Origin of the sequence: Thiobacillus sp. SCN 63-57, assembly GCF_001725555.1 — a bacterium.
GTDB lineage: Bacteria > Pseudomonadota > Gammaproteobacteria > Burkholderiales > Thiobacillaceae > Thiobacillus.
The window spans coordinates 40,380-61,620 of sequence record NZ_MEGP01000022.1 but is presented as its reverse complement, the minus strand read 5'-3'; the positions used below and the strand labels follow the sequence as shown (position 1 = coordinate 61,620).

Here is a 21,241-nt window from a genome sequence, read left to right as displayed (position 1 = left end):
AAAGGAAAGCCAAATGGCTGAACCGATGCGTATCCGCGCCACGATGGCTGGCGATGTTGCCGATGTCAAAGTGTTGATGAACCACCCGATGGAAACCGGTCTGCGCAAAGACGCCAAGACCGGCCAGCTGATCCCGGCCCACTACATCACTGACGTGACGGCCACCGTCAACGGCACACAAGTGCTGGATGCCGGCCTCTCCGGCGGCGTGTCCAAGAACCCCTACCTGGGATTCAAGGTCAAGGGACCGAAAAAAGGCGACAAGGTTGTCGTCAGCTGGGCCGACAACAAAGGCGACAAGAACAGCGCCGAGGCCACCATCGGCTGAGTCGGGTAGTACACGAGCGGGGCGACAGGCCCCGCTTCCGCTTCAATCATCAGGTTTCTGGAGGACGGCATGAAACAACAAATCATCATGAAACTGCTGACAGGGATGGCAGGCTTGGGCATCGCGCTGGGCGTCGCCACGGCACACGCTTCGCCCGAACAGGACAAGCAGGACCTCATCAAGTACTTCTCAACCAAATACCCTAACGTCAAGCACGAAGACTTCGTCTATGGCGCGCTGGCGTTTGATCCGGACAGCAAGGCGCAGTACGACGCCATCATGGAATTCCCGCCCTTCGACTCGCAGATCGATGCCGGCCGCAAGATGTGGGAAACCCCCTTCAAGAACGGCAAGACCTATGCCGATTGCCTGCCGAACGGCGGCAAGATGATCGCCGGCAACTACCCCATGTTCGACGAGGCCAAGGGCAAGGTCGTGACGCTGGAAGACGCCGTCAACGACTGTCGCGTGGCGAATGGCGAAGCGCCCTTCAAGCTCAGCGACCCGAAGACCATCGGCGTCCTGAGCGCCTATATGCGGACCCTGTCCGACGGCATGATCATGAACGTCAAGGTCCAGAGCCCCAAGGCCATGGCTGCATATGATGAAGGCAAACGAACCTTCTTCCGGCGCACGGGGCAACTCAACTTTGCCTGCGCCACCTGCCACGTCCAGAACGCTGGCACCCGTCTGCGCTCCGAGCTGCTCTCTCCGGTGGTCGGCCAGGCCGTACACTGGCCGGTATTCCGCGGCGGCGACAAGCTGGTGACGTTGCAGGATCGCTATTCGGGTTGCTTCAAGATGATCCGTGCCGTGCCGCCCGCCCAGGACAGCACCGTCATGAACGACCTGGAGTATTTCCACTCCGCGATGTCGAACGGTCTGCCGATGAAGGCATCGGTGTTCCGCAAGTAAATCATCGCGACACCTGAAAAAGCCCGGGCAACCGGGCTTTTTCATTTGGTTGGCCGGACCGCTCCTTTGAATATGAGCGGGAGCTACTATTTACGGATAGCGCACGTAAACCGACAATACGAACCACATCCCCTTTCACCCCTGACATCCCTGAGGAAAATTCCATGCACATGAACCGTCGCGAGTTCCTGCAACTACTCGCTGTCGCCGCTGCGTCCGGCATGGCACTGGACAGCAAGTCCGCACTGGCGGGCGGCAAGGTGCCGTCCAATTTCTACGATGTACCGCGTCACGGCAATGTCTCGTTGCTGCATTTCACCGACTGCCACGCCCAGTTGCAGCCCATCTGGTTCCGTGAACCCAACGTCAACCTGGGCGTCGGCAGCGCGCTCGGCAAGCCACCGCACCTGGTCGGCCAGTACCTGCTGAAACAATACGGCATCAAGCCCGGCAGCGCCGAGGCCCACGCATTCACCTATCTCGACTTCACCGAAGCCGCCAAGGTCTACGGCAAGGTCGGCGGCTTCGCCCACCTGAAGACCCTGGTCGACAAGCTGCGTGCGCAGCGCCCCGGTGCCCTGCTGCTCGACGGCGGCGATACTTGGCAAGGTTCGGCCACCTCGCTGTGGACCGACGCCCAGGACATGGTCGATGCCGGCATCAAACTGGGCGTGAACGTCATGACCCCGCACTGGGAAGCCACCTTCGGGGCGGATCGCGTGGTGGAAATCGTCAACAAGGACTTCAAGAAAGCCGGCGTCGACTTCGTCGCGCAGAACATCGTCACCAACGATTTCGGCGACCAGGTATTCAAGCCCTACGTGATGAAGGAAATGAACGGCGTCAAGGTCGCCATCATTGGCCAGGCCTTTCCCTACACGCCGATCGCCAACCCGCGCTACATGGTGCCCGACTGGAGCTTCGGCATTCGTGACGACAGCATGCAGAAATGGGTGGACGAGGCACGCGCCAAAGGCGCACAGGCGGTCGTGGTGCTGTCGCACAACGGCATGGACGTCGACCTCAAGATGGCCAGCCGCGTCACCGGCATCGACGCCATCTTCGGCGGCCACACCCACGACGGCGTGCCGCAGCCGGTCCAGGTCAAGAACGCCAAGGGCATTACCCTGGTGACCAATGCCGGCTCCAACGGCAAGTTCCTCGGCGTAATGGACTTCGAGGTCAAAGGCAAGCGGGTGATGAGCTACAAATACCGCCTGCTGCCGGTGTTCTCCAATCTGCTGCCGGCCGACCCGGCGATGGACGCCTACATCAAGAAAGTACGCGCGCCCTACGAGTCGAAGCTGAACGAGAAACTCGCCGTTTCCGACGACTTCCTGTATCGCCGCGGCAACTTCAACGGTACCTGGGACCAGCTCATCGTCGACGCGATGATGGACGTGAAGGGCGCGGATGCGGCCTTCTCGCCCGGCTTCCGCTGGGGCACCACGCTGCTGCCCGGCGAGGACATCACGATGGAACGCCTGATGGACCAGACGGCGATTACCTACCCGCAGACCACGCTGACCAACATGACCGGCGAGACGATCAAGTCCGTCATGGAAGACGTCTGCGACAACCTGTTCAATGCCGATCCCTATTACCAGCAGGGCGGCGACATGGTGCGCGTGGGCGGCATCGAGTACACGGTCAACCCGAACGCAACGATCGGAAAACGCATCACCGACATGCGCATCAAGGGCAAGCCGGTCGATGCCGGGAAGACCTACAAGGTCGCCGGCTGGGCGCCGGTTGGGGAAGGCGTCGCTGGCGAACCGATCTGGGAGGTCGTCGCCACTTACCTGCGCGACAAGAAGGTGATCAAGGGGCTGAAGCTGAACGAGCCCAAAATCATCGGCATCGGAAAATCCAACCCGGGTATCGCCGACTACAAGGGTGGCATTTCCTGACTCGACGAAGCACGATAAAAAGGGGCGCAAGCCCCTTTTTATTTGGCAAACGCCGTGAATTCAGGCAATCCGATCGCGCGGCCTGCCGCATGGCGATAAGGCAGGCGCCTCCTCACAACACGATGCTCAAGAGCCATCCCGCGGCACCGCCGCCCATGACAACCAGCCACGGTGGAAGCTTCCAGAACATCAGCGCAACCAGCGCCAGGCCAAAGTCCTGCGGCTGCTGGATCGCACTCGTCCAGACCGGCTGATAGAGTGCAGCCAGCAGCAGGCCGACCACCGCCGCATTGACCCCGCCCAGCGCAGCCTGCGCATGCACGCTGCGACGCAGGCTTTCACAGAATGGCAGCGCCCCGGCGACGAGCAGAAAGGACGGGGCAAAAATGGCCGCCAGGCAGATCAGGCGCCCATCCAGCCGGACGGACCGGTGTTCATGGACGCGCCGAGAAAAGCAGCGAACGTGAACAATGGACCGGGGACGGCCTGTGCGGCACCATAGCCCGCGAGGAAAGCTTCGTTGCCGATCCAGCCGGGCGGCACGACCTCGGCTTGCAGCATCGGCAGCACGACATGTCCCCCACCGAACACCAGCGAGCCGGCGCGGTAGAACGCATCCACCATCGCCACGATGGGTCCGGGAAACAGCCGAGCCCAGAGCGGCAAGCCGACCAGCAGGGCGAAAAATAGCGACAGCCAGAGACTTCCGGTACGGCGGCTGAACGGAACAGGCATGGGATCGTGCTCGGGGGCGGTCTGTGGGCGCGAGAACAACAGCAGGCCGGCGACGCCGCCGACATTCAGGAGGGTGGTCGCTTGGCCGTCGACCGTATCCCTGCCACGCGCGAACACTTCGCCGCCCAGCGTCCATTTCTCGCCGATGTCCTTCTGCAGCAGCCACCCCGCGAAGGGATAGTTATTCTGGCCGGCCGCGCGATTGACGACATACCCGGCGCCGCCATACGTGGTCCATTCGCCCCAGCCCTTCTGAATCCAGACGGGCAATCGCCACCAGGTCCTGCCGTTGCCCAAGCCCTTGCCGGAATCCCCCGTGGCAAGCTCGGCCATGGGGAAGATGCCGATTTGCGGGGACGATCCGGTTTCCTGGACGAAGCGATACTTCACGCCGATTTCCACATCGCCCATTCCTGACTCTGAGGACGCATCGGTGGGGGAACTGCGGGCGAACGGAACGGCGATATGCAGTTGCGTGTCGGGGAGCACGCCATAGTTGAATTCGAAAGCCGGGAATGCGCTGTTCTTCCCATCCCTGGCCTTGTCCTGGGTGGAAAAAATGTAGAACTCGCTGTGCCGGTAATCGACTGGCACCGGGTCGTCGGTCATGAAAGGCGGGCCGGCCACGGTCGGACGTGCCGACAACACCCGCACCGTCATGACCGAACACACGATCGCGCGTATTCCGGGTGAAGGCTTCATGTTTGGGCCCTCCTTTGCCTGCGCTTGACTGATGCCGGGCGCGCCCTCGACAAGGCGCGCACCCAGTCCGCGCGCGCATCGGCTTCGGCAGACGACGCCCGCCCGTAGCGTCGGGCCTGCAGCGCGGCCACCAGCCTGTCATCCACGCAACGTCCCGTTTCCTGCCGTATCCGCCGCTGCCATGCGCCCAGGCTGGGGGCCTCCGGCTGGCCGGTCAGCGAGAACCGGCGTACCGCGTGGGCCAGTTCCCGCGCATCCGCCGCAGCACGAATCGCGCGCACACCCCGCCATCGCGCCAAGCGCCAGCGCACCATGCGACGCAGCATCCAGCCGGCGACGATCAGCAGCAAGGCCCCCGTCACTCCAGCGACAAGCTGCCAGGCAAGGCGCCAGCGCGGGTCGAACACGTCCAGCGCCTGACCTGGAATCGCGACGCTGGCCAGCCGATCGCGCCCGGCGTCGTACCACGGCAAACGCAGCGTCGGCACGATCACGCGGCCATCGGCACGCGGTTGCAGATAGAGCGTGATCCGGTAGCGCGACAGCGGCGAATCGACGGCGTCCATCGGCACCGTCTCGATCAGCGGCGGATACACGCCCAGCGCGGGCGAATCGCGCAGCTGCAGGTCGAGCAGGGCTTGCAGGTCATCCTCGTTGTAGCCGCCCGTGACGTCAACGCGCCAGGCCAGCGGGCGCCGCAACGGCCAGCGCGTAGGCAGAGGATCGGCAATCACCTGCGGCGCAACCGGCGGCACGTGGGCCGGCAACCAGGCCGGCAAGGCCTGCGCGCGGTAGCGCAATTCCGCCCCGGGAAAACGCAGGCGTTCGCCGAAGCGGCTGGCGTCGAGCATGGAAACGGCCACCGCGGCGGCCGCGCTTCGGGTCGGCAGCAAGGCCCAGTAGTAGCGGTGCAGGGTACAGCGTTCACCGTCCTGCACGGCCTCGCCTTCGTCCTCGCCCAATGCGCGCACGATGCGTCCGGCATGCGTCGGCAAGTCCGGCCGCTGCCATTGCAGGCTGCCGTCGTCGCATAGGGACAGCGTCAGGCGTGCCGGCTCATTCACCCGGGGGGCGGCGGGCGCGAGCGTCCAGTTCGCGGTCACGCGCGGCACGGTGGCGCTGCCGTCGGTCACCGTCAGCGGCAGCACGGGACTGCGCCGGCCTTCGACGGAGAACGCCGGCACACGGAGCGTCCCCGCCCTGCGGGGATAGAGCGTCAGCACCAGCGTGTCGCCCGCCGCATCCTGGCTGCCCGTGCGCGAAGTCACATCGAACGCAGCGTCGAGCGGAGCCGTGTCCAGCTTGTCGAGATCGGCCGCGCGTGATTGCAGCGTCAGCGTGACGGCCTCGCCCAGCGCCACCGCCGGTTTGTCCAGCCGCGCCGTCAGCGCCGCCGCGTGGGCTGCGCTGCACGCGAGCAGCGCCCAGGCGATGATCAGCCTTACCATGCCGGCCGCTCCCCGGCCGCACCGCGCGCATCCTGCTTGAGCAGGTTCCGCAGCATCGTCTGCGGACGATCCTGCAGGCGCGCCAGCTTCTTCAGCCCGGAGGGCGCCAGCCGGCTGTCGACGCCGATCGCGGCCGGCGATCCGGCCGACGCGGCGGCACGTGCGCCCGTCCCCTGCACCTGGCCGCGTTCGACCTGCATGCCGGGCGCCACGTATTCCGGCTCGTCCGGCATGCGGCCATTCGCATTGTCGGTCTGGATACGGCCCTCGGCCAGAAAGCCATGCCGGGCGCGCAGATCGCTCTGCATCGGCGCATCGCGCGACTGGCGCTGCAGCTTTTGCCAGGCCGTTTCCAGATTGGCGCGCGCGCGGGCATCCGCGGGCCGCATGCGCAGCACAACCTGGTAAGCCTCGACGGCAGTCTGCCACTGCCCGCGCGCATAGTGCGCATTCCCCAGGTTGTAGAGCGCGTCGGCGCGCTCGCGCTCGTTCGCCGCCAGTAACAGGGCAGCGCCGAAATGCCGCGCCGCCGCCGCATAGTCCGCCTGCCGCCAAGCGGCGGCGCCCGCGCCCATCTGGCCTGCGTAGCCGCCCAGCTGCGCGTACAGGGTTTGCGCGCTGGCGTAGCGCCTGGCCTGCCATGCCTGCCAGGCCGCCGCTTCGTCGGCCTGCGCGGGCGGCGGGACGAGGGCCGCGAACAGCAGCGCCACCGCGGCGGTCGCCGCCGCGCGACGCGGCAGATACACCGCCATGAAGAGCGCCAGTGCCGGCGCAAGACACCAGGCATAGAGTTCCCGCCAGGCGCGGACCGACCCGGCCGCCACCGGATCACCCGGCAGCGCGGCGATCCCGCCGTCGTATAGGGCCGCCCAGTCGCCGTCGCCGTCGGCGGCCTCGGCGAAGCGGCCGCCGGTCGAACGCGCCCATTGGCCATAGGTTGCCGCATCCATGCGGCTCAGGATGCGCACGCCGTCGCGCTCGGCAAACCCGCCATCGGGCAGCGGCACCTGCGCGCCGGACTCGCTGCCCACGCCCAGCACGAACAGCGGCAGATGCGCTTTGCGCAAGGCGTCCACGGCGGCCTGCGCGTCGGGCTCGACGCTGTCGCTTTCGGCATCGCTCACCAGCAGCACCGCCCTGGCGTGCCCGGGTGCGGCATCAAGTTGCGCCCGTGCCAGATCGAGGGCCGCCGCCAGGTTCGTGCCCTGCGCTTCAATCAGGCGCGAATCGACCTCGCCGAGCGCACGACGCAGCAGCGCGATATCGTCGGTCGGCGGCAACAGTACGCCCGCCTCGCCTGCGTAGACGATCAGGCCGACGCGCTCGCCCTGAAGACGCGGCAGCCAGTCCAGCAATTCGAGGCGCGCACGCGTCATGCGGTCCGGGCTGATATCGGTTGCATGCATCGAAGCCGACACGTCCAGCGCCACCATCACCGTGACAACATGGCGCGGTGCGACCTGCCCTGCGCGCCAGTCGAGCGGCAGGCGCGGACCCGCCGCCGCCAGCGCCAGCAGCGCCCAGGCCAGGACATGCGCCAGCGCGCGCGGCCAGGCGTCGCGCTTTGCCGCTGACAGGCTGGCCGCCCACGGCAGCAATTCGGCATCGGCATAGCGCAGCACGCACGCGCGGCGGCGGGCGCGCCAGCCCGCCAGCAGCAGCGGCACCGCCGCGAGCCCCAGCCACAGCGGTTCGCGCCAGAGGAGATTCGCCCACACCTCCATCATGCCGTGCGCCTCAGTATCCATCCCTGCGCGGCGACCAGCAGGATGGCCGCCAGCGCCAGCGCCAGCCAGTACCCCTCGCGCACCTTCCGGTGGCGGACAGGCGACGTCAGCGTGGGCTCGAGCCGGCCCACCGCCTGGATCACCCGCGTGGCGTCGGCTGCACTATGGATATCGTCGTAATGCCCGCCGCTGAGCCGCGCGAGGTCGGCCAGGCCGGGCTGCGGATCGGGCTCGGCCGAATTGGACGTGACGCGCGCGGCGCGCCCTGCCGCATATGGATCGCTGCCGAATTGCAGGGCATGGATCGCCACCCCGGCCTGGTGCGCCACCGCCAGCGCTTCGGCCGGCGTTAGCGTGCCGGCGTTGTTGTCGGCGCCGTCGCTCATCAGGATGATGGCCGGGCGAAGCCGGCGCGTGCGCACCTGCTTCAGCGCCATGCCGAGCGCGTCGCCGAGCGCGGTGTTGCCCCCGACCATACCGACCTGAATGCGCTGGATCTGGGCGATGGCGTGCGCGCGGTCGAAGGTCGGCGGCGTCAGCGTCGCCACCTCGCTGCCGAACACGATGACGCCGAAGCGGTCGCCCGGGCGACCCTTAATAAAGCGCGTCAGCGTGTCCTTCAGCACGCTCATGCGTTCGACTTCGCGCTTGCCCAGTTTGGGATCATGGGCAACAAAATCACGGATGCTCATGGTGAGCGAGGTATCGATCAGCAGCACGATGTCGCGTCCCTCGGGCGGCGGCTGGATCCAGCCGCCAACCTGGCGCGGCTGCGCCAGCGCCAGCACCAGCAGGGCTAACGCCAGCCCGCGCAAGGCGACCGGCCCGCGCAGGCTGGGTGCGGGCAGGCGCCCCACTGCCGCCAGCGGCAGTGCCGGGTGGTTGAGGACCATGCCCGGCGCCTCCCCCTGCGCGCGCCGCCAGGCCAGCCAGCTCCAGCCCGCGACCGGCAGCAGCAGAAAAAGCCAAAGGGGTTGCGCCAGTTCGAGCCCACGCGGCAGCATCCACTCAAACATCGCGGCTCCATGCGCGGGCGCTTTCGCACAACCCCTGCAGCACCGCGTAGCCATCGGACTGCGTAGGCCCAAACCGCACCTGCTCCAGCGTCTTCGCCCAGCCGGACCACTGGCCAGGATCTAGGTGGGATGGGCAGCGGGCCGCATCCAACCGCGTCAGTTGGAAACGCATGCGCGCCCAGGCATCGAGCCGGGCCGCCAGCGCCACCGGCGTGCCCTGTTGCTGCGCCGCCGCTGCAGCAATCCCGTTCAGGGCGCGCGCCGGGCGGCGGCGCTGCCACAGCCAGGCAAACAAGACAGCGAAGGCCAGGCCTGCCAGCCCGGCGGCGGCCCACAGCAACAGGCTGTCGCCAGCCGGCGGTGCCATAGCCGGCGCGGCCGGCCCGATGATGTCGGCGAGTTCGCTGCGCGGGTCAGCCATGTGCGAGCAGCGCGACCAGATCGTCGGCGGCGCTGTCCACCAGCTGATGGCGCACCCCGGCGCGGGCCAGGCGCGCCGCCTGCGCCGCCAGATGGTCGGCGAACGCCAACCGGGCCGCGCTTCGCACTGCGGTCTCGCCGGTGTCGAGCCACACCTGCTGGCCGCTCGCCATGTCGTGGAAGCACGCCGCGCCCATTTCCGGCAGGGCGCGCTCGGCGGCGTCGACGATCTGGATCGCCCACACATCGCAGCGCGCGGCCAGCCGTGCCAGCAGCGTCTCGTGGGCGTCGGCCAGCCAGGCAAAATCGCTGATCAGCACCAACCGTGTGCCGCGCGGCAGGCTCGCTTCGAGCGCGGCGAGGCGGTCGACATAGCGCAGGGCGTCGGTCGGTGCCGGATCGGCAAGCGGCGGGCACGGTGCCGCGGCCGCCTCGATCAGGCCGAGCGCCGCCAGCCTGCCATGGCGCGCGGGCATGGTCTCGTCCTGCGCGGCCCACAGCGTGGCGCCGATCACGCCGTTGTGCCCGGCGCTGGCGAAGGCCAGCACCGCAGCGACCCGCGCCGCCTGCGCGGCCTTGAGCCGGCGGCGCGTGCCGAAGCGCATCGTGGCACCGCGATCGACAACCAGATGTACCAGCGGCAGGCGCTCCTCGCGGTAGATTTTCAGGTGGGCACGCCCGGTGCGCGCGGTGGTGCGCCAGTCCATGTCGCGGATGTCGTCGCCCGGGCTGTACAGGCGCGATTCCTCGAAATCGAGCCCGCGCCCCAGCCAGCGCGACGCCCAGTCGCCGGCATGGTGGTCGTGCACCTCGCGCACCGGCAGCGTCGCCAGCAGGCTCGCCTGCGCGGCGAGCGCGGCGATGTCGGCCGGCGCGATCAGCGGCGCGTGCACCGAGGCCGGCGCATCGGGCCGCGCACGCCAGCGCGCCAGCCGCTTCAACCGCGCCAGACTCACGGTGCGGGGATGGCCTCGAGCAGGCCGGCGATGAAGGCGTCGCGGTCGAGTTTCTGCAGGCGCGCGTCGAGGCTCAGCGTGATGCGATGGCGCAGGCAATCGGCGGCCAGTTCGCGCACGTCGTCCGGCGTCACGTAGTCGCGGCCGCGCAGGTAGGCCGCAGCCGCCGACGCATGCAGCAGCGCGAGCGAGGCACGCGGGCTGGCGCCCACGTCCACGGCATTCGACCAGTCGGCACGCCACGCGCCCGGTGCACGGCTGGCGCGCACCAGGCTGACGATGTAGCGCTCGACCTCGTCCGACACGTGCACCTGCTGCACCTCCGCGCGCGCCGCCAGCACGGTGGCGGTATCGATCACCGCCGCCAGCGGCGCATGGCCAGCACTCGCGGCCTGTGGGCGGTCGCGGCGCAGGATGTCGAGTTCCTCCGTGTCGCTCGGGTAATCCAGCGCCACATGCAACAGGAAGCGGTCGAGCTGCGCTTCCGGCAGCGGATACGTGCCCGCCTGCTCCAGCGGATTCTGCGTCGCCATCACCATGAACAGCGGCGGCAACGGACGCGTCACCCCGCCCACCGTGATCTGGTGTTCCTGCATCGCCTCCAGCAGCGCAGCCTGCACCTTGGCGGGCGCGCGGTTGATCTCGTCGGCAAGGATGATCTCGTGGAACAGCGGCCCTTCGACGAATTCGAACTGACCTTCGTGGTAAATGTCGGTGCCGGTCAAATCGCCCGGCAGCAGGTCCGGGGTGAACTGGATGCGGCGGAAGCTGCCGTGGATGGCGGCGGCGAGCGTCTTCACCGCCGTCGTCTTGGCCAGCCCCGGCAGGCCTTCGACCAGCACATGGCCGTCGGCGAGCAGGCCGATCACCAGCCGGTCGAGCAGGACGTCCTGGCCGACAATGACGCGCGACAGCGCCTGGCGCAGTTCAAGCATGCGGGTTTGGTTCGACATAGTGCATTCTGTCTTTGAAAGCGGACACCTTAGCGGTGCGTCCCAGCGGCGACAATGGGTGCTAAGACCTAATCGCCCGCCTCAACCGCATACCAACCTGCCTTGGCCCGCCACCTGGGCTCATGAACCCAGGATCCGTCACGCCTCCATTGTCACAAAAATGTAATTTTTACTATCGTAATCAATGAGCCATCGTCGAAAAACACGCGACGACATCCACGATTACAAGGCCACGCAATGGACGCTGATTCGCTGACCATTACCATTCATCTTCTGGGTGCACTCTTCGCCGGGGGCGTTATCGGGCTGGAGAGAAGCTTCCATGGCAGGCCGGCCGGTTTCCGCACGCATGCGCTCGTATGTCTCGCATCAAGTCTGCTCATGCTGATTACGCTTTATCAATTGAAGTGGTTGCCCGGCGTGCCGGTTGACACAGTCCGCACGGACCCGACGCGCATGGCCCAGGGCATCATGACAGGCATCGGTTTCCTGGGGGCAGGGGTGATTTTCAAGGAAGGGCTTTCCGTTCGCGGCCTGACCACGGCAGCTTCAATCTGGATTACAGCCGCCATCGGCATCCTGATTGGCATCGGATTCTATTTCCCCGCCGTGCTCGGGACGTTGCTGACAGTAGGAACCCTCTCCCTCTTCCGCTGGGTTGAAGCCAAGTTACCCTCCCATTTCTATGCGCATCACTTCGTCCGATTCGACAGGGGCAATGCAATGCCGGAGCAGGAACTGAAGCAATTCGTAACGAGCAGCGGCTTTACTATAGCCAACATGAGCTACCGGCTTTCCGATGACGGCTTCTGGTTCGAATATCGGATGGTTATCCGAACGATCAATCCGGACAATATCTCTACGTTCGCGGCGGCATTGCGCAGTATGGAAAATGTGCGTGCCTTCCGTATTTCCCCTACGGGCGATTAGCGGTCCGCGGATCCACCCCATTCCCTTCGGCATTTCATCGTCGCGATATCCGGCGAATTTTCCCCTTTACATAACATTCATTTGAAATGTATATTTTAATATCCCGGTCGCCGCGGAGACTGTAGGCCATGCGTACAGGTTTTGCTCGACACCGCGCGCAACCTCCGTTTACCGCTCTGGGGCTTTGCCGGATTGGACTCAACGGCAGACCTGAGGTATCGAAGGCGCGCGCATGGGTGCGGTCATCGCCATGCGACTGCGGCTCCGCCCTGGGGACCGATGCGTCTTTATGCTAAGGCCGGTCGAATCCAATTTTTTTGTGAAAGAGCAAACATGAAAACCGAGACCCTCAATATCCTGGGGCCTGTCAGCGCCGAAGCAGCTGAACGGGCCGGCGCGACCCTGAAAGCGATTCCCGGCGTGCACGACGTGTCATTTCTCGATGGCCCGGCACGCGTGTATGCGCACATCGACGACAAAACGACGACACGCGCCCAATTGGCGGCGGCGCTTGCCGGAGCCGGTGTGCTCGTCGAAGAAAAGCAGTCCCCGCATGCGAACGGAAGTTGTTGCGGCGGTTGCGGCAGCTAGGTTCTTGGAGGTGTCGCCCACAGGGCGGCCCATCCCGCATGTCCTAAGGACTTCAGCGTCGCAATGTTGCGTTCGTAGATCGTTTCCGCTTCGGGGAACGCCGCCACCGCCCGTTCGATGCTCGCCTCGCGCAGCAGATGCAGAGTGGGGTACGGCGCCCGGTTGGTGAAGTTGCCGATGTCGTCGGGCTCGGTGCCCTCGAACTGGAAGGCCGGGTGGAAGCTGGCGATCTGGATCACGCCGTCCAGACCATGCTCGCCCACGGCCGCTTCGGCCAGCTGCATGAAATCGTTGAAATCAAGAAAATCCGGCAGTAGCGTGGGGTGAATCAGCAGCGCCGTATCGATTTCCTCGGGATCGGCGGCAGCCAGAAAATCCAGCTCGCGGTCGAGGTCTTCAAGGAAACCGTCCAGATGCTGCGCGTGGCTCACCACATAGCGCACCTGGTTCTTCACGTAGACCGCCTTGGCGAACGGGCACAGGTTGAGTCCGATCACCGCCTTTTCGATCCACTTGCGCATCGCCGCAATCACGTCCTCGTCGCTCATTTTCCCTGTCCCTGCCGCCTGTAAGGGCGGAACTTTAACGGATACAATGCCTTATTGTCCGTCGTTCACGCCCACCTCCTCAAAAATGAAAAGCAGCGCCATCCGCCAGAGCTTCCTCGATTTCTTCGCCTCCAAGGGCCACACCGTCGTCCCCTCCAGCCCATTGGTACCGGGCAACGACCCCACCCTGCTGTTCACCAACGCCGGCATGGTGCAGTTCAAGGACGTGTTCACCGGCCAGGACAAGCGCGCCTACACCCGCGCGGTGTCGTCGCAGCGCTGCGTGCGCGCCGGCGGCAAGCACAACGACCTCGAGAACGTCGGCTACACCGCGCGCCACCACACCTTCTTCGAGATGCTGGGCAACTTCAGTTTCGGCGACTATTTCAAGCAGGACGCCATCAAGTACGCGTGGGAATACCTCACCACGGTGCTGAAGCTGCCGACCGAGAAGCTGTGGGTTACGGTCTACGCCGAGGACGACGAAGCCTACGACATCTGGCACAACGACATCGGCGTGCCGAAGGAACGCATCGTCCGCATTGGAGACAACAAGGGCGCGCGCTACGCCTCCGACAATTTCTGGGCGATGGGCGACACCGGCCCCTGCGGGCCCTGCACCGAGATCTTCTACGACCACGGCGAAGGCATTTATGGTGGGCCTCCGGGAAGCCCCGAAGAAGACGGCGACCGCTACATCGAAATCTGGAACAACGTGTTCATGCAGTTCAACCGCGACGACTCCGGCACCATGCACCCGCTACCCAAACCCAGCGTCGACACGGGCATGGGCCTTGAACGCATTTCGGCGGTGATGCAGCACGTGCACTCCAATTACGAGATCGACCTGTTCCAGGCCCTGATTGCCGCCGCCGCGCGCGAGACGAACACGAGCGATCTTGCCAACAACTCGCTCAAGGTCATCGCCGACCACATCCGCGCCTGTTCCTTCCTCATCGTCGACGGCGTCATCCCGGGCAACGAGGGGCGCGGCTACGTGCTGCGCCGCATCATCCGCCGCGCCATCCGTCATGGCTACAAGCTCGGCGCACGTGCAGCCTTCTTCAACCGCATCGTGCCCGATCTGGCAGCGGTGATGGGCGAGGCCTACCCTGAACTCGTCAAGGCGCAGACGCGCGTCATGGACATACTGCGCCAAGAAGAGGAACGCTTCTTCGAGACCATCGACAGCGGAATGAAAATATTGGAGCGAGCGATCTCTCCAAAAGAGAGAGCAATCCAATGGTTCGGAGGAAAATTTAGCAACGATGACGAGTTTTTTGAAGAAGTTGGACTAAACGATAGAAGCGGGTTACGTCAGCACGTAGACGGCCTCTTCCACACAAAAAAAGAGGAAATTTTTGTCGAAGTTAAGTTACTGAATAACGCAACTGACATTAAAGCTCTACTCTCAAATCTTCTTTCATTAAGAAAAGAGATTCAGAACTTTGCGAAAGCAAGTGGCAAGAGTGGAACTCTGACTCTTATCGGCGTTATTCCAAAAACTCAAAGTCGTTCCTCTATTGAGGAGCACCTTAAGTCTGCTTTTAAAGACCTGACTCCAGAGTTAAAAAGCTTCCTGAAACTTGAAGTAGTTCTTGAAAGTGATCTTCCGCTCTATGGGAACACAGCTTTCATGCTGCACGACACCTATGGCTTTCCGCTCGACCTTACCTCGGACATTTGCCGAGAACATGGAATCGAGGTCGATATCACGGGCTTTGATCGCGCCATGGAACAACAAAAAGCTCAGGCGCGCGCCGCCGGCAAGTTCAAGCTCGGTGCCGGACTGGAGTATTCGGGCGAAGCAACCACCTTCCACGGCTACGACACGCTGACGCACGACGGCACCGTCCTCGCCCTGTACCGGGATGGCGTCGCCGTCAACGAACTGAAGGAAGGCGAGCTCGGCGTGGTGGTGCTCGACCACACGCCCTTTTATGCCGAATCCGGCGGCCAGGCCGGCGACCGCGGCGTGCTGCAAAGCACCCAGGGCGCATTCGAAGTCGAGGACACGCAGAAAATCCAGGCGCAGGTATTCGGCCATCACGGCGTGGTGAAGACCGGCTCGCTGGTGGTCGGCGACGCCGTGCTCGCCCGCGTCGACGAGGACAACCGCGCACGCACCATGCGCAACCACTCGGTTACGCACCTGATGCACAAGGCACTGCGCGAAGTGCTCGGCGATCACGTGCAGCAGAAGGGCTCGCTGGTGGACAGCGAGAAGACCCGCTTCGACTTCGTGCAGCCGAATCCGATGACCGACGCGCAGATCCGCGAGGTGGAAGCGCGCGTCAACGCCGAAATCCTCGCCAATACGGCAACCCAGGCGAGGGTGATGCCGATCGAGGACGCGCAGAAGACCGGCGCCATGATGCTGTTCGGCGAGAAATACGGCGACGAGGTGCGGGTACTCGATATCGGCAGCTCACGCGAACTGTGCGGCGGCACCCATGTGGCGCGCACCGGCGACATCGGCGCCTTCAAGATCCTGCTGGAGACCGGCGTCGCGGCCGGCATCCGTCGCGTCGAGGCGACCACCGGCACCGGCGTGCTCGCCTACCTCGGCGAAACGGAGAAGAACCTCGGCGCCATTGCCCAACAAGTCAAGGCCACGCCGGCCGAGGCTGCCGAGCGCGTGGCGCAACTGATGGAGCACAGCCGCGCGCTGGAAAAGGAACTCGACCGCCTGAAATCGAAGCTCGCCTCCAGCCAGGGCGACGAACTCGTGCAGCAGGCCGTCGACGTCGGCGGCGTGCGCGTGCTGGCGGCGCAGCTTGACGGCGTCGACGCCAAGGCGCTGCGCGAAACCGCCGACAAGCTACGCGACAAGCTGAAGTCCTGTGCGCTGGTGCTGGGCACAGTCGCCGACGGCAAGGTCAGTCTGATCGCTGCGGTAACCCCCGACGTTACCGGCAAGATCAAGGCCGGCGAACTGGTGAACTTCGTCGCCACCCAGGTCGGCGGCAAGGGCGGGGGCAAGCCGGACATGGCGATGGCCGGCGGCAGCGAACCCGGGCACCTGCCCGCTGCACTGGCATCGGTGCGGCCCTGGGTCCAAGCCAAGCTGGCCTGACGAATGGCATAGAATTTGCTGTGGTCATGGCCAAGTACGTCAAGGTACGCTTTGTCACATCGGGATCGTTTTCACACCATGACTTCACTGGCAGATAAATTTGCTTCGCGCTTGGCCAACCTGACGCCGTTCGGTAAACGAAACGACGATCCGCTGGCCAATCTCAAGGCGGCATCCCGCTGGGTCGAGAACCTGCCCATCGGCGACGCCTTCAAATGCCAGGAAGCCATTCTCAATGCACTCAAGCGCTTCAACGAGAATTCGACGCAATACACGAAAGATCGCCTGGCCATCTTCATGCTGCTGGACGAAAAGTCACGCGACCTGCAGGACACGCTGGTGCGCCAGTACCTGCGCAATCCGCGCATGTCGCGCCCTGCCGAAAGCCAGCTCTGGCATGCCGTATATGGCCTTTACTGGGAGGTCGCGCGCGGTTATCACGCCTTCGTGCTGCATCTTGCACGTACCGCCGGCAAGGTGCAGCACGAAGACGCGATCCCGCTGATCACCCTGCGCGCCATCCGCACCTTTGGCCAACTGCTGAAATGGCGTGCCATCCGCTATCTGCCGGCCGGCGACAAACTCTGGCTGCGACTGCACAACCTGTATCGCATCGCCGAAACCGAAGGCTTTCATCGGCAGACGCTGTGGGCCTACGCCGAGGACACGGCCGGCTGCAGTTGCGAGACCGCCTATCTGCATATTCTGATGCTGAGCCTGGCCCATTCCGGCACGCTCTATCCGCGCCAGATCGACCAGACCGATCGCTGGCTATGCGGTTGGCACGACATGCTTCAAATGGACCGCAGGCTCGATACGAGCACAGACAACTTCGTGGTCGACCTGTCCGCAGACCACGGCCCGCGCCGCGTGCGCAAGCCCGACACCGACAAGCCCTTGCGTTTCTGGGCCACCGCAGACCTGCTGCTCAAGTTGCAGGAACTGCACGCAGCACTCCAGTCTGGCACGCCGCCGGCGCAACTTGGCCTGACGGAAACCGCACGCACGGCCGAAAGCCTCGAGTTGCTCGAACACCTGCAGCGCCAATGGGCTTCACTGGCCACGCGCGAACAGCGCCGTGCGCCACGCGAATCGGTCAAGCGCCTGGTCGACGTGACCCACGGCCTGAGCGCCATCATCAACCAGATCAAGACTGCCGACACCCCTGCCAGCGTCTCCCCCTATGGAACGGGCCTGAACTACAACGAGGCCGACGACGTGCAGGTATACGGTTTCATCACCGACCGCACGCGCGAACGCGTCTCGCAAATGACCTTGCCAGTCACCCAGCATTCGCCGGATGTCGAACGTTGGGTCATGAACGACGAAAGCGAATACGGATATGGCGCCATCGTCGAATCGCGCGACAAGGACTGGTTGCGCGTGGGGGCGCTCATCGGCGTCAAGTCGCACGACGCCCGCGACTGGCAACTGGGGGTCGTGCGCCGGCTGTCTCGCCTCAACGACGACACCAGTTCGGTCGGCATCGAGACCCTGGCCGAAAAACCCACCCTGGCCATGCTCTACGATACCGCCACCTCGGGTTATACCGTCAACGGGTTCGACAACAGCAGCGCGAGTCTGCCCCATCCCAGCCTATGGCTGGACGGCGACCAGAAGACCCTTATCATCGATCCGATCCATTTCGCGCTGGGCAAAGTGTTCCAGATCCAGGGCACGCCGGAACGCAAGTTCATCGCCCTGGGCAACCCGATCGAACGCAGCGAGGGCTGGACCCGGGTAGCCGTCGAACCGGTAAACAGCTAACCCCGCCCTCAAGTCCACCGCTTCCCACGCCGCTAACGCCTATTCGCGTGCGGTGCGCGGACGCCGCCCCCAATGTGCGCTCTGGTTTAACTTTGACCGGGTCTCTGGCACAATCGTCGAAAATCCGACACGCACGCAACAATTTCTCCTGTACGCAGATACAGGCGCGCTTTCGGTACCAATCGACCTGGAGGACATGTGGTCCAAACCAACAAGCCTAGCCTGCTGATCGTCGATGACGATCCGCTGATCTCCGACACGCTCACCTACGTTCTGAGCAAGGACTTCGATATCTCCGCTGCCGAGTCGCGGGCGCAGGTGAAAAGCCTGATGATGCAACTGGACGAACCACCACAATTGGCCCTGGTCGACCTGGGTCTGCCGCCGCAACCGCACAAGCCCGACGAGGGCTTCGCCCTGATTGCCGACCTGCTGAGCATTTCCCCCAGCATCAAGATCCTGGTCCTTTCCGGTCAGAGCGACGAGGCCAACGCGCGCCATGCGCGCGCACTGGGCGCGATCGATTTCGTCGCCAAACCGTGCGAGCCGGAACGGCTGAAATCCCTCCTGTTCAACGCGCTGCTGGTGCAGGATGCCGAGCGCAGCGCCGACAAGGTACCCGCGCCCGTCAAGGATTCGGGCATCGTCGGGGACAGCCCGGCGATGGACAAGCTGCGCGAGCAGATCAAGCAGTACGCGGCAGCGCCCTTCCCCGTGCTGATCGAGGGCGAATCCGGCAGTGGCAAGGAACGCGTCGCCTCCAGCCTGCACCAGCTGTCGCCGCGCTCGCACAAGCCCTATCTGGCGTTGAACTGCGCGGCGATCTCGCCGACGCTGGTCGAGCCCACCCTGTTCGGCTACGCCAAGGGCGCCTTCACCGGCGCCACCAGCGCACGCGCCGGCTACTTCGAGGAGGCCGAGAACGGCACCCTGTTCCTCGACGAGATCGGCGAGCTGCCGCTGGAACTGCAGGCCAAGCTGCTGCGTGTGCTGGAAAACGGCGAATACCAGCGTGTCGGCGAAACCCAGCCGCGCTTCTCCAACGCCCGCGTGGTGACCGCCACCAACCGCGACCTGCGTGCCGAGATCAAGGCGGGGCGCTTCCGTGCCGACCTCTACCACCGCCTGTCGGTGTTCTCCATCGCCGTGCCGCCGCTACGCGAAATGGGGCAGGACAAGCTCACGCTGCTCAACCATTTCCGCGATTTCTACGCGCGCGAAGCCAAGAGCCAGCCGTTTTCGCTCGATCCGCGCGCGCAGCAGATGTGGGAGGACTACCACTTCCCCGGCAACGTGCGCGAACTGCGCAACATCGCCATCCGTCTGACCACGAAGTACCCCGGCATGGCAGTCAATGCGCAGCAGTTGGAAGCGGAACTCGACACCGATCAGGCCTATCCGCAGGAAATCCCGCTCGCCAGCGACAGCAAGGCGCTGATCGAACTGGCACGCAAGCAATTGCAGACCTTGGCCAACTTCAACCTCGATGTCACCCTGCGCCAGTGGGAAAAAGCCTACGTCGAGGCTGCGCTCAACATGACCCACGGCAACCTGTCGCAGGCCGCCAAGCTGCTCGGCATCAACCGCACCACGCTTTACAGCCGAATGCAGACATACGGAACCGAGTAGGGCGTGCTAATGCTCATTTCACGCCTGCGACGAGTTCAAGTTGGGTGCAGCCCGCGAAGCGTGACGCGCCACAGTGCGATCACTGCAAGCGGCTCGCGACAAAGGAATGCGCCCAAATTGAATTCGTCCCTCCGGGTTTCCGCGAGAAAGCGCGCTGCTTTTATTCAAGACGGCGGCGTTGCGCCGCTTGGCAAGGGATGGCCCTTGCCAAGCGACATGCCTTGCATCCATCGCTTTCTCGCGGAAACACAGACGCGAAATGAGCATTAGCCCGCCCTCCCGTGTATTTTGACTATTTCGGTCTGAAAGAAGCACCCTTCCGCATCACGCCGAATACCGAATACTGGTATGCCGGCGGCCAGCGGGGGGAAATGCTCGCCGCCTTGCAATACGCAATCGGCCAGGGCGAAGGCATCATCAAGGTCGTGGGTGAAGTCGGCAGCGGCAAGACCATGCTGTGCCGCAAGCTGGTCGCCCAGCTGCCCGACACCATCGACAGCGTCTATCTCGGCAATCCTACCCTGTCGCCTGACGACATGCTGGCCGCCATCCTTTCCGACCTGGGTATCGACGCCGCCGCAGAGGGTCGCCAGGCCCGGCTGGCACAGCTCAATGCCGCGCTCCTCGCCCGCCACGAAGCAGGCCGGCGCGTGGTGGTGTTCGTCGAGGAAGCGCAGGGCATCGCGCTCGACAACCTGGAATTCCTGCGGCTGCTGACCAATCTGGAAACCGCTACCGACAAGCTGCTACAGATCATCCTGTTCGGCCAGCCCGAACTCGACGCGCAACTGGCCGATCCGCGCATTCGCCAGCTGAAGGACCGCATCACGCTGAGCCTCAACCTGTCGCCGCTTAGCGAATCCGAAGTCGCCGAGTATTTGCGTGCGCGTCTCGCGGTGGCCGGCTATCGCGGGCCCGACCTGTTTTCCGCACCCCTGATCGCGCGACTGACCAGCCTTTCCGGCGGATTGTCACGCCGCATCAACGTATTGGCCGACAAAACCCTGCTCGCGGCCTATGCCGGACAAACCCATACACTCACCGCGACGCATCTGGATGCCGCGGCAAGCGACGCCGAAATCCGCTCCCCCTCCCAAACCGCACCCAAACCACGGCTGCCGCGCTGGGCGTGGCTAAGCACCGGGCTGGCCGCCGGGCTCGGTCTGCTCACGTTCGTCACCTGGCAAACGCGCCCGCCCGCGGCCTCGCCGCCTGCCGTACCGCCTCAAGCGACGAGTACATCCCGCCCCGCCCCCGTTCCGGTCAGCCGCGTGACTGAACTCGCGCGGCAAACCCAGCGCTGGCTTGTCACCGCTGCTCCGGATACCCACGTGATCCAGATCGCCTCGGCTAAAGAAGCCGCGCAGGCAGCCGTATTATTGGGGGATCTGAACGCCGTTACGCCTCAGCCGGTGCGGGTGCTGCATGGCCTGAGCCAAGGCGCCCCCGCCTGGATGATCCTGGCGGGCGAATTCCCCAACCGGGACGCGGCCATGGCGGTCATGCGCTCCTTGCCCGCCACGTCTATAGGTGTGCCGTTTCTGCGCACGGTCGGCAAAATGCGCAGCGTAGTCTTGCCAACGGGATAAT

At 64.7% G+C, this 21,241-nt stretch carries 16 protein-coding genes and 1 pseudogene; 9 read left to right on the top strand and 8 right to left on the bottom strand.

Annotated features, from left to right (window positions below):
- Positions 1 to 13 precede the first annotated feature (13 nt).
- The 3 genes from soxZ to soxB all read left to right on the top strand — a co-directional run bounded on the left by soxZ (position 14) and on the right by soxB (position 3,153).
- On the top strand, positions 14 to 328 hold the full coding sequence (soxZ, locus tag ABT23_RS10260) for a thiosulfate oxidation carrier complex protein SoxZ (RefSeq protein ID WP_296634581.1): 315 nt from the start codon (positions 14 to 16) through the stop codon (positions 326 to 328).
- 69 nt (positions 329 to 397) lie between these two features.
- The gene (gene soxA / locus ABT23_RS10255) at positions 398 to 1,243 is read left to right on the top strand and encodes a sulfur oxidation c-type cytochrome SoxA (protein WP_296634566.1); all 846 of its coding nucleotides are present in this window, start codon (positions 398 to 400) and stop codon (positions 1,241 to 1,243) included.
- Between the two features lie 164 nt (positions 1,244 to 1,407).
- The gene (soxB, locus tag ABT23_RS10250) at positions 1,408 to 3,153 is read left to right on the top strand and encodes a thiosulfohydrolase SoxB (RefSeq protein WP_296634564.1); all 1,746 of its coding nucleotides are present in this window, start codon (positions 1,408 to 1,410) and stop codon (positions 3,151 to 3,153) included.
- Between the two features lie 112 nt (positions 3,154 to 3,265).
- Here the strand turns inward: soxB and ABT23_RS14805 are convergent.
- From ABT23_RS14805 to ABT23_RS10210, 7 genes and pseudogenes are all read right to left on the bottom strand, one after another.
- A pseudogene (locus tag ABT23_RS14805) lies at positions 3,266 to 3,960 on the bottom strand (chromate transporter); the annotation flags it as partial.
- Between the two features lie 626 nt (positions 3,961 to 4,586).
- Entirely contained in the window at positions 4,587 to 6,038 is a 1,452-nt protein-coding gene (locus tag ABT23_RS10235) for a BatD family protein (protein ID WP_296634557.1), read from the bottom strand.
- A complete protein-coding gene (locus ABT23_RS10230; protein ID WP_296634555.1) occupies positions 6,032 to 7,786 on the bottom strand; it encodes a VWA domain-containing protein in 1,755 nt (584 codons plus the stop codon). Before ABT23_RS10230 ends, ABT23_RS10235 begins: the two co-directional genes overlap by 7 nt.
- Positions 7,762 to 8,781, bottom strand: coding sequence for a VWA domain-containing protein (locus tag ABT23_RS10225; protein ID WP_296634552.1), 1,020 nt, complete (start codon positions 8,779 to 8,781; stop codon positions 7,762 to 7,764). Before ABT23_RS10225 ends, ABT23_RS10230 begins: the two co-directional genes overlap by 25 nt.
- Entirely contained in the window at positions 8,774 to 9,202 is a 429-nt protein-coding gene (locus ABT23_RS10220; protein ID WP_296634549.1) for a hypothetical protein, read from the bottom strand. The genes ABT23_RS10225 and ABT23_RS10220 overlap by 8 nt, the downstream gene beginning before the upstream one ends.
- On the bottom strand, positions 9,195 to 10,157 hold the full coding sequence (locus tag ABT23_RS10215; RefSeq protein ID WP_296634547.1) for a DUF58 domain-containing protein: 963 nt from the start codon (positions 10,155 to 10,157) through the stop codon (positions 9,195 to 9,197). Before ABT23_RS10215 ends, ABT23_RS10220 begins: the two co-directional genes overlap by 8 nt.
- Entirely contained in the window at positions 10,154 to 11,110 is a 957-nt protein-coding gene (locus tag ABT23_RS10210) for a MoxR family ATPase (protein WP_296634544.1), read from the bottom strand. The genes ABT23_RS10215 and ABT23_RS10210 overlap by 4 nt, the downstream gene beginning before the upstream one ends.
- 237 nt (positions 11,111 to 11,347) lie before the next feature.
- Here ABT23_RS10210 and ABT23_RS10205 point away from each other — a divergent pair, with 237 nt between their 5' ends.
- The gene (locus ABT23_RS10205) at positions 11,348 to 12,040 is read left to right on the top strand and encodes an MgtC/SapB family protein (protein WP_296634542.1); all 693 of its coding nucleotides are present in this window, start codon (positions 11,348 to 11,350) and stop codon (positions 12,038 to 12,040) included.
- 333 nt (positions 12,041 to 12,373) lie between these two features.
- Positions 12,374 to 12,631: a hypothetical protein gene (locus ABT23_RS10200; protein ID WP_296634539.1), complete on the top strand. Its 258-nt coding sequence runs from the start codon at positions 12,374 to 12,376 to the stop codon at positions 12,629 to 12,631.
- On the opposite strand, the gene ABT23_RS10195 is transcribed toward ABT23_RS10200, so the two are convergent.
- Positions 12,628 to 13,179 (bottom strand): DUF1415 domain-containing protein, encoded by a 552-nt coding sequence (locus tag ABT23_RS10195; RefSeq protein WP_296634537.1) that lies wholly within the window; start codon positions 13,177 to 13,179, stop codon positions 12,628 to 12,630. The two genes, ABT23_RS10200 and ABT23_RS10195, sit on opposite strands and share 4 nt — an antisense overlap.
- A gap of 85 nt (positions 13,180 to 13,264) precedes the next feature.
- On the opposite strand from ABT23_RS10195, the gene alaS reads away from it, so the two are divergent.
- From alaS to ABT23_RS10175, 4 genes are all read left to right on the top strand, one after another.
- On the top strand, positions 13,265 to 16,255 hold the full coding sequence (gene alaS, locus ABT23_RS10190) for an alanine--tRNA ligase (RefSeq protein ID WP_296634536.1): 2,991 nt from the start codon (positions 13,265 to 13,267) through the stop codon (positions 16,253 to 16,255).
- A 78-nt stretch (positions 16,256 to 16,333) separates the two neighbouring features.
- Positions 16,334 to 18,022 (top strand): hypothetical protein, encoded by a 1,689-nt coding sequence (locus tag ABT23_RS10185; RefSeq protein ID WP_296634533.1) that lies wholly within the window; start codon positions 16,334 to 16,336, stop codon positions 18,020 to 18,022.
- A 198-nt stretch (positions 18,023 to 18,220) separates the two neighbouring features.
- Complete coding sequence (locus ABT23_RS10180; RefSeq protein ID WP_296634531.1) at positions 18,221 to 19,651, top strand: sigma-54 dependent transcriptional regulator; 1,431 nt, start codon at positions 18,221 to 18,223, stop codon at positions 19,649 to 19,651.
- Positions 19,652 to 19,932: 281 nt separating this feature from the next.
- Positions 19,933 to 21,240: an AAA family ATPase gene (locus ABT23_RS10175; protein ID WP_296634529.1), complete on the top strand. Its 1,308-nt coding sequence runs from the start codon at positions 19,933 to 19,935 to the stop codon at positions 21,238 to 21,240.
- Position 21,241: the final 1 nt, after the last annotated feature.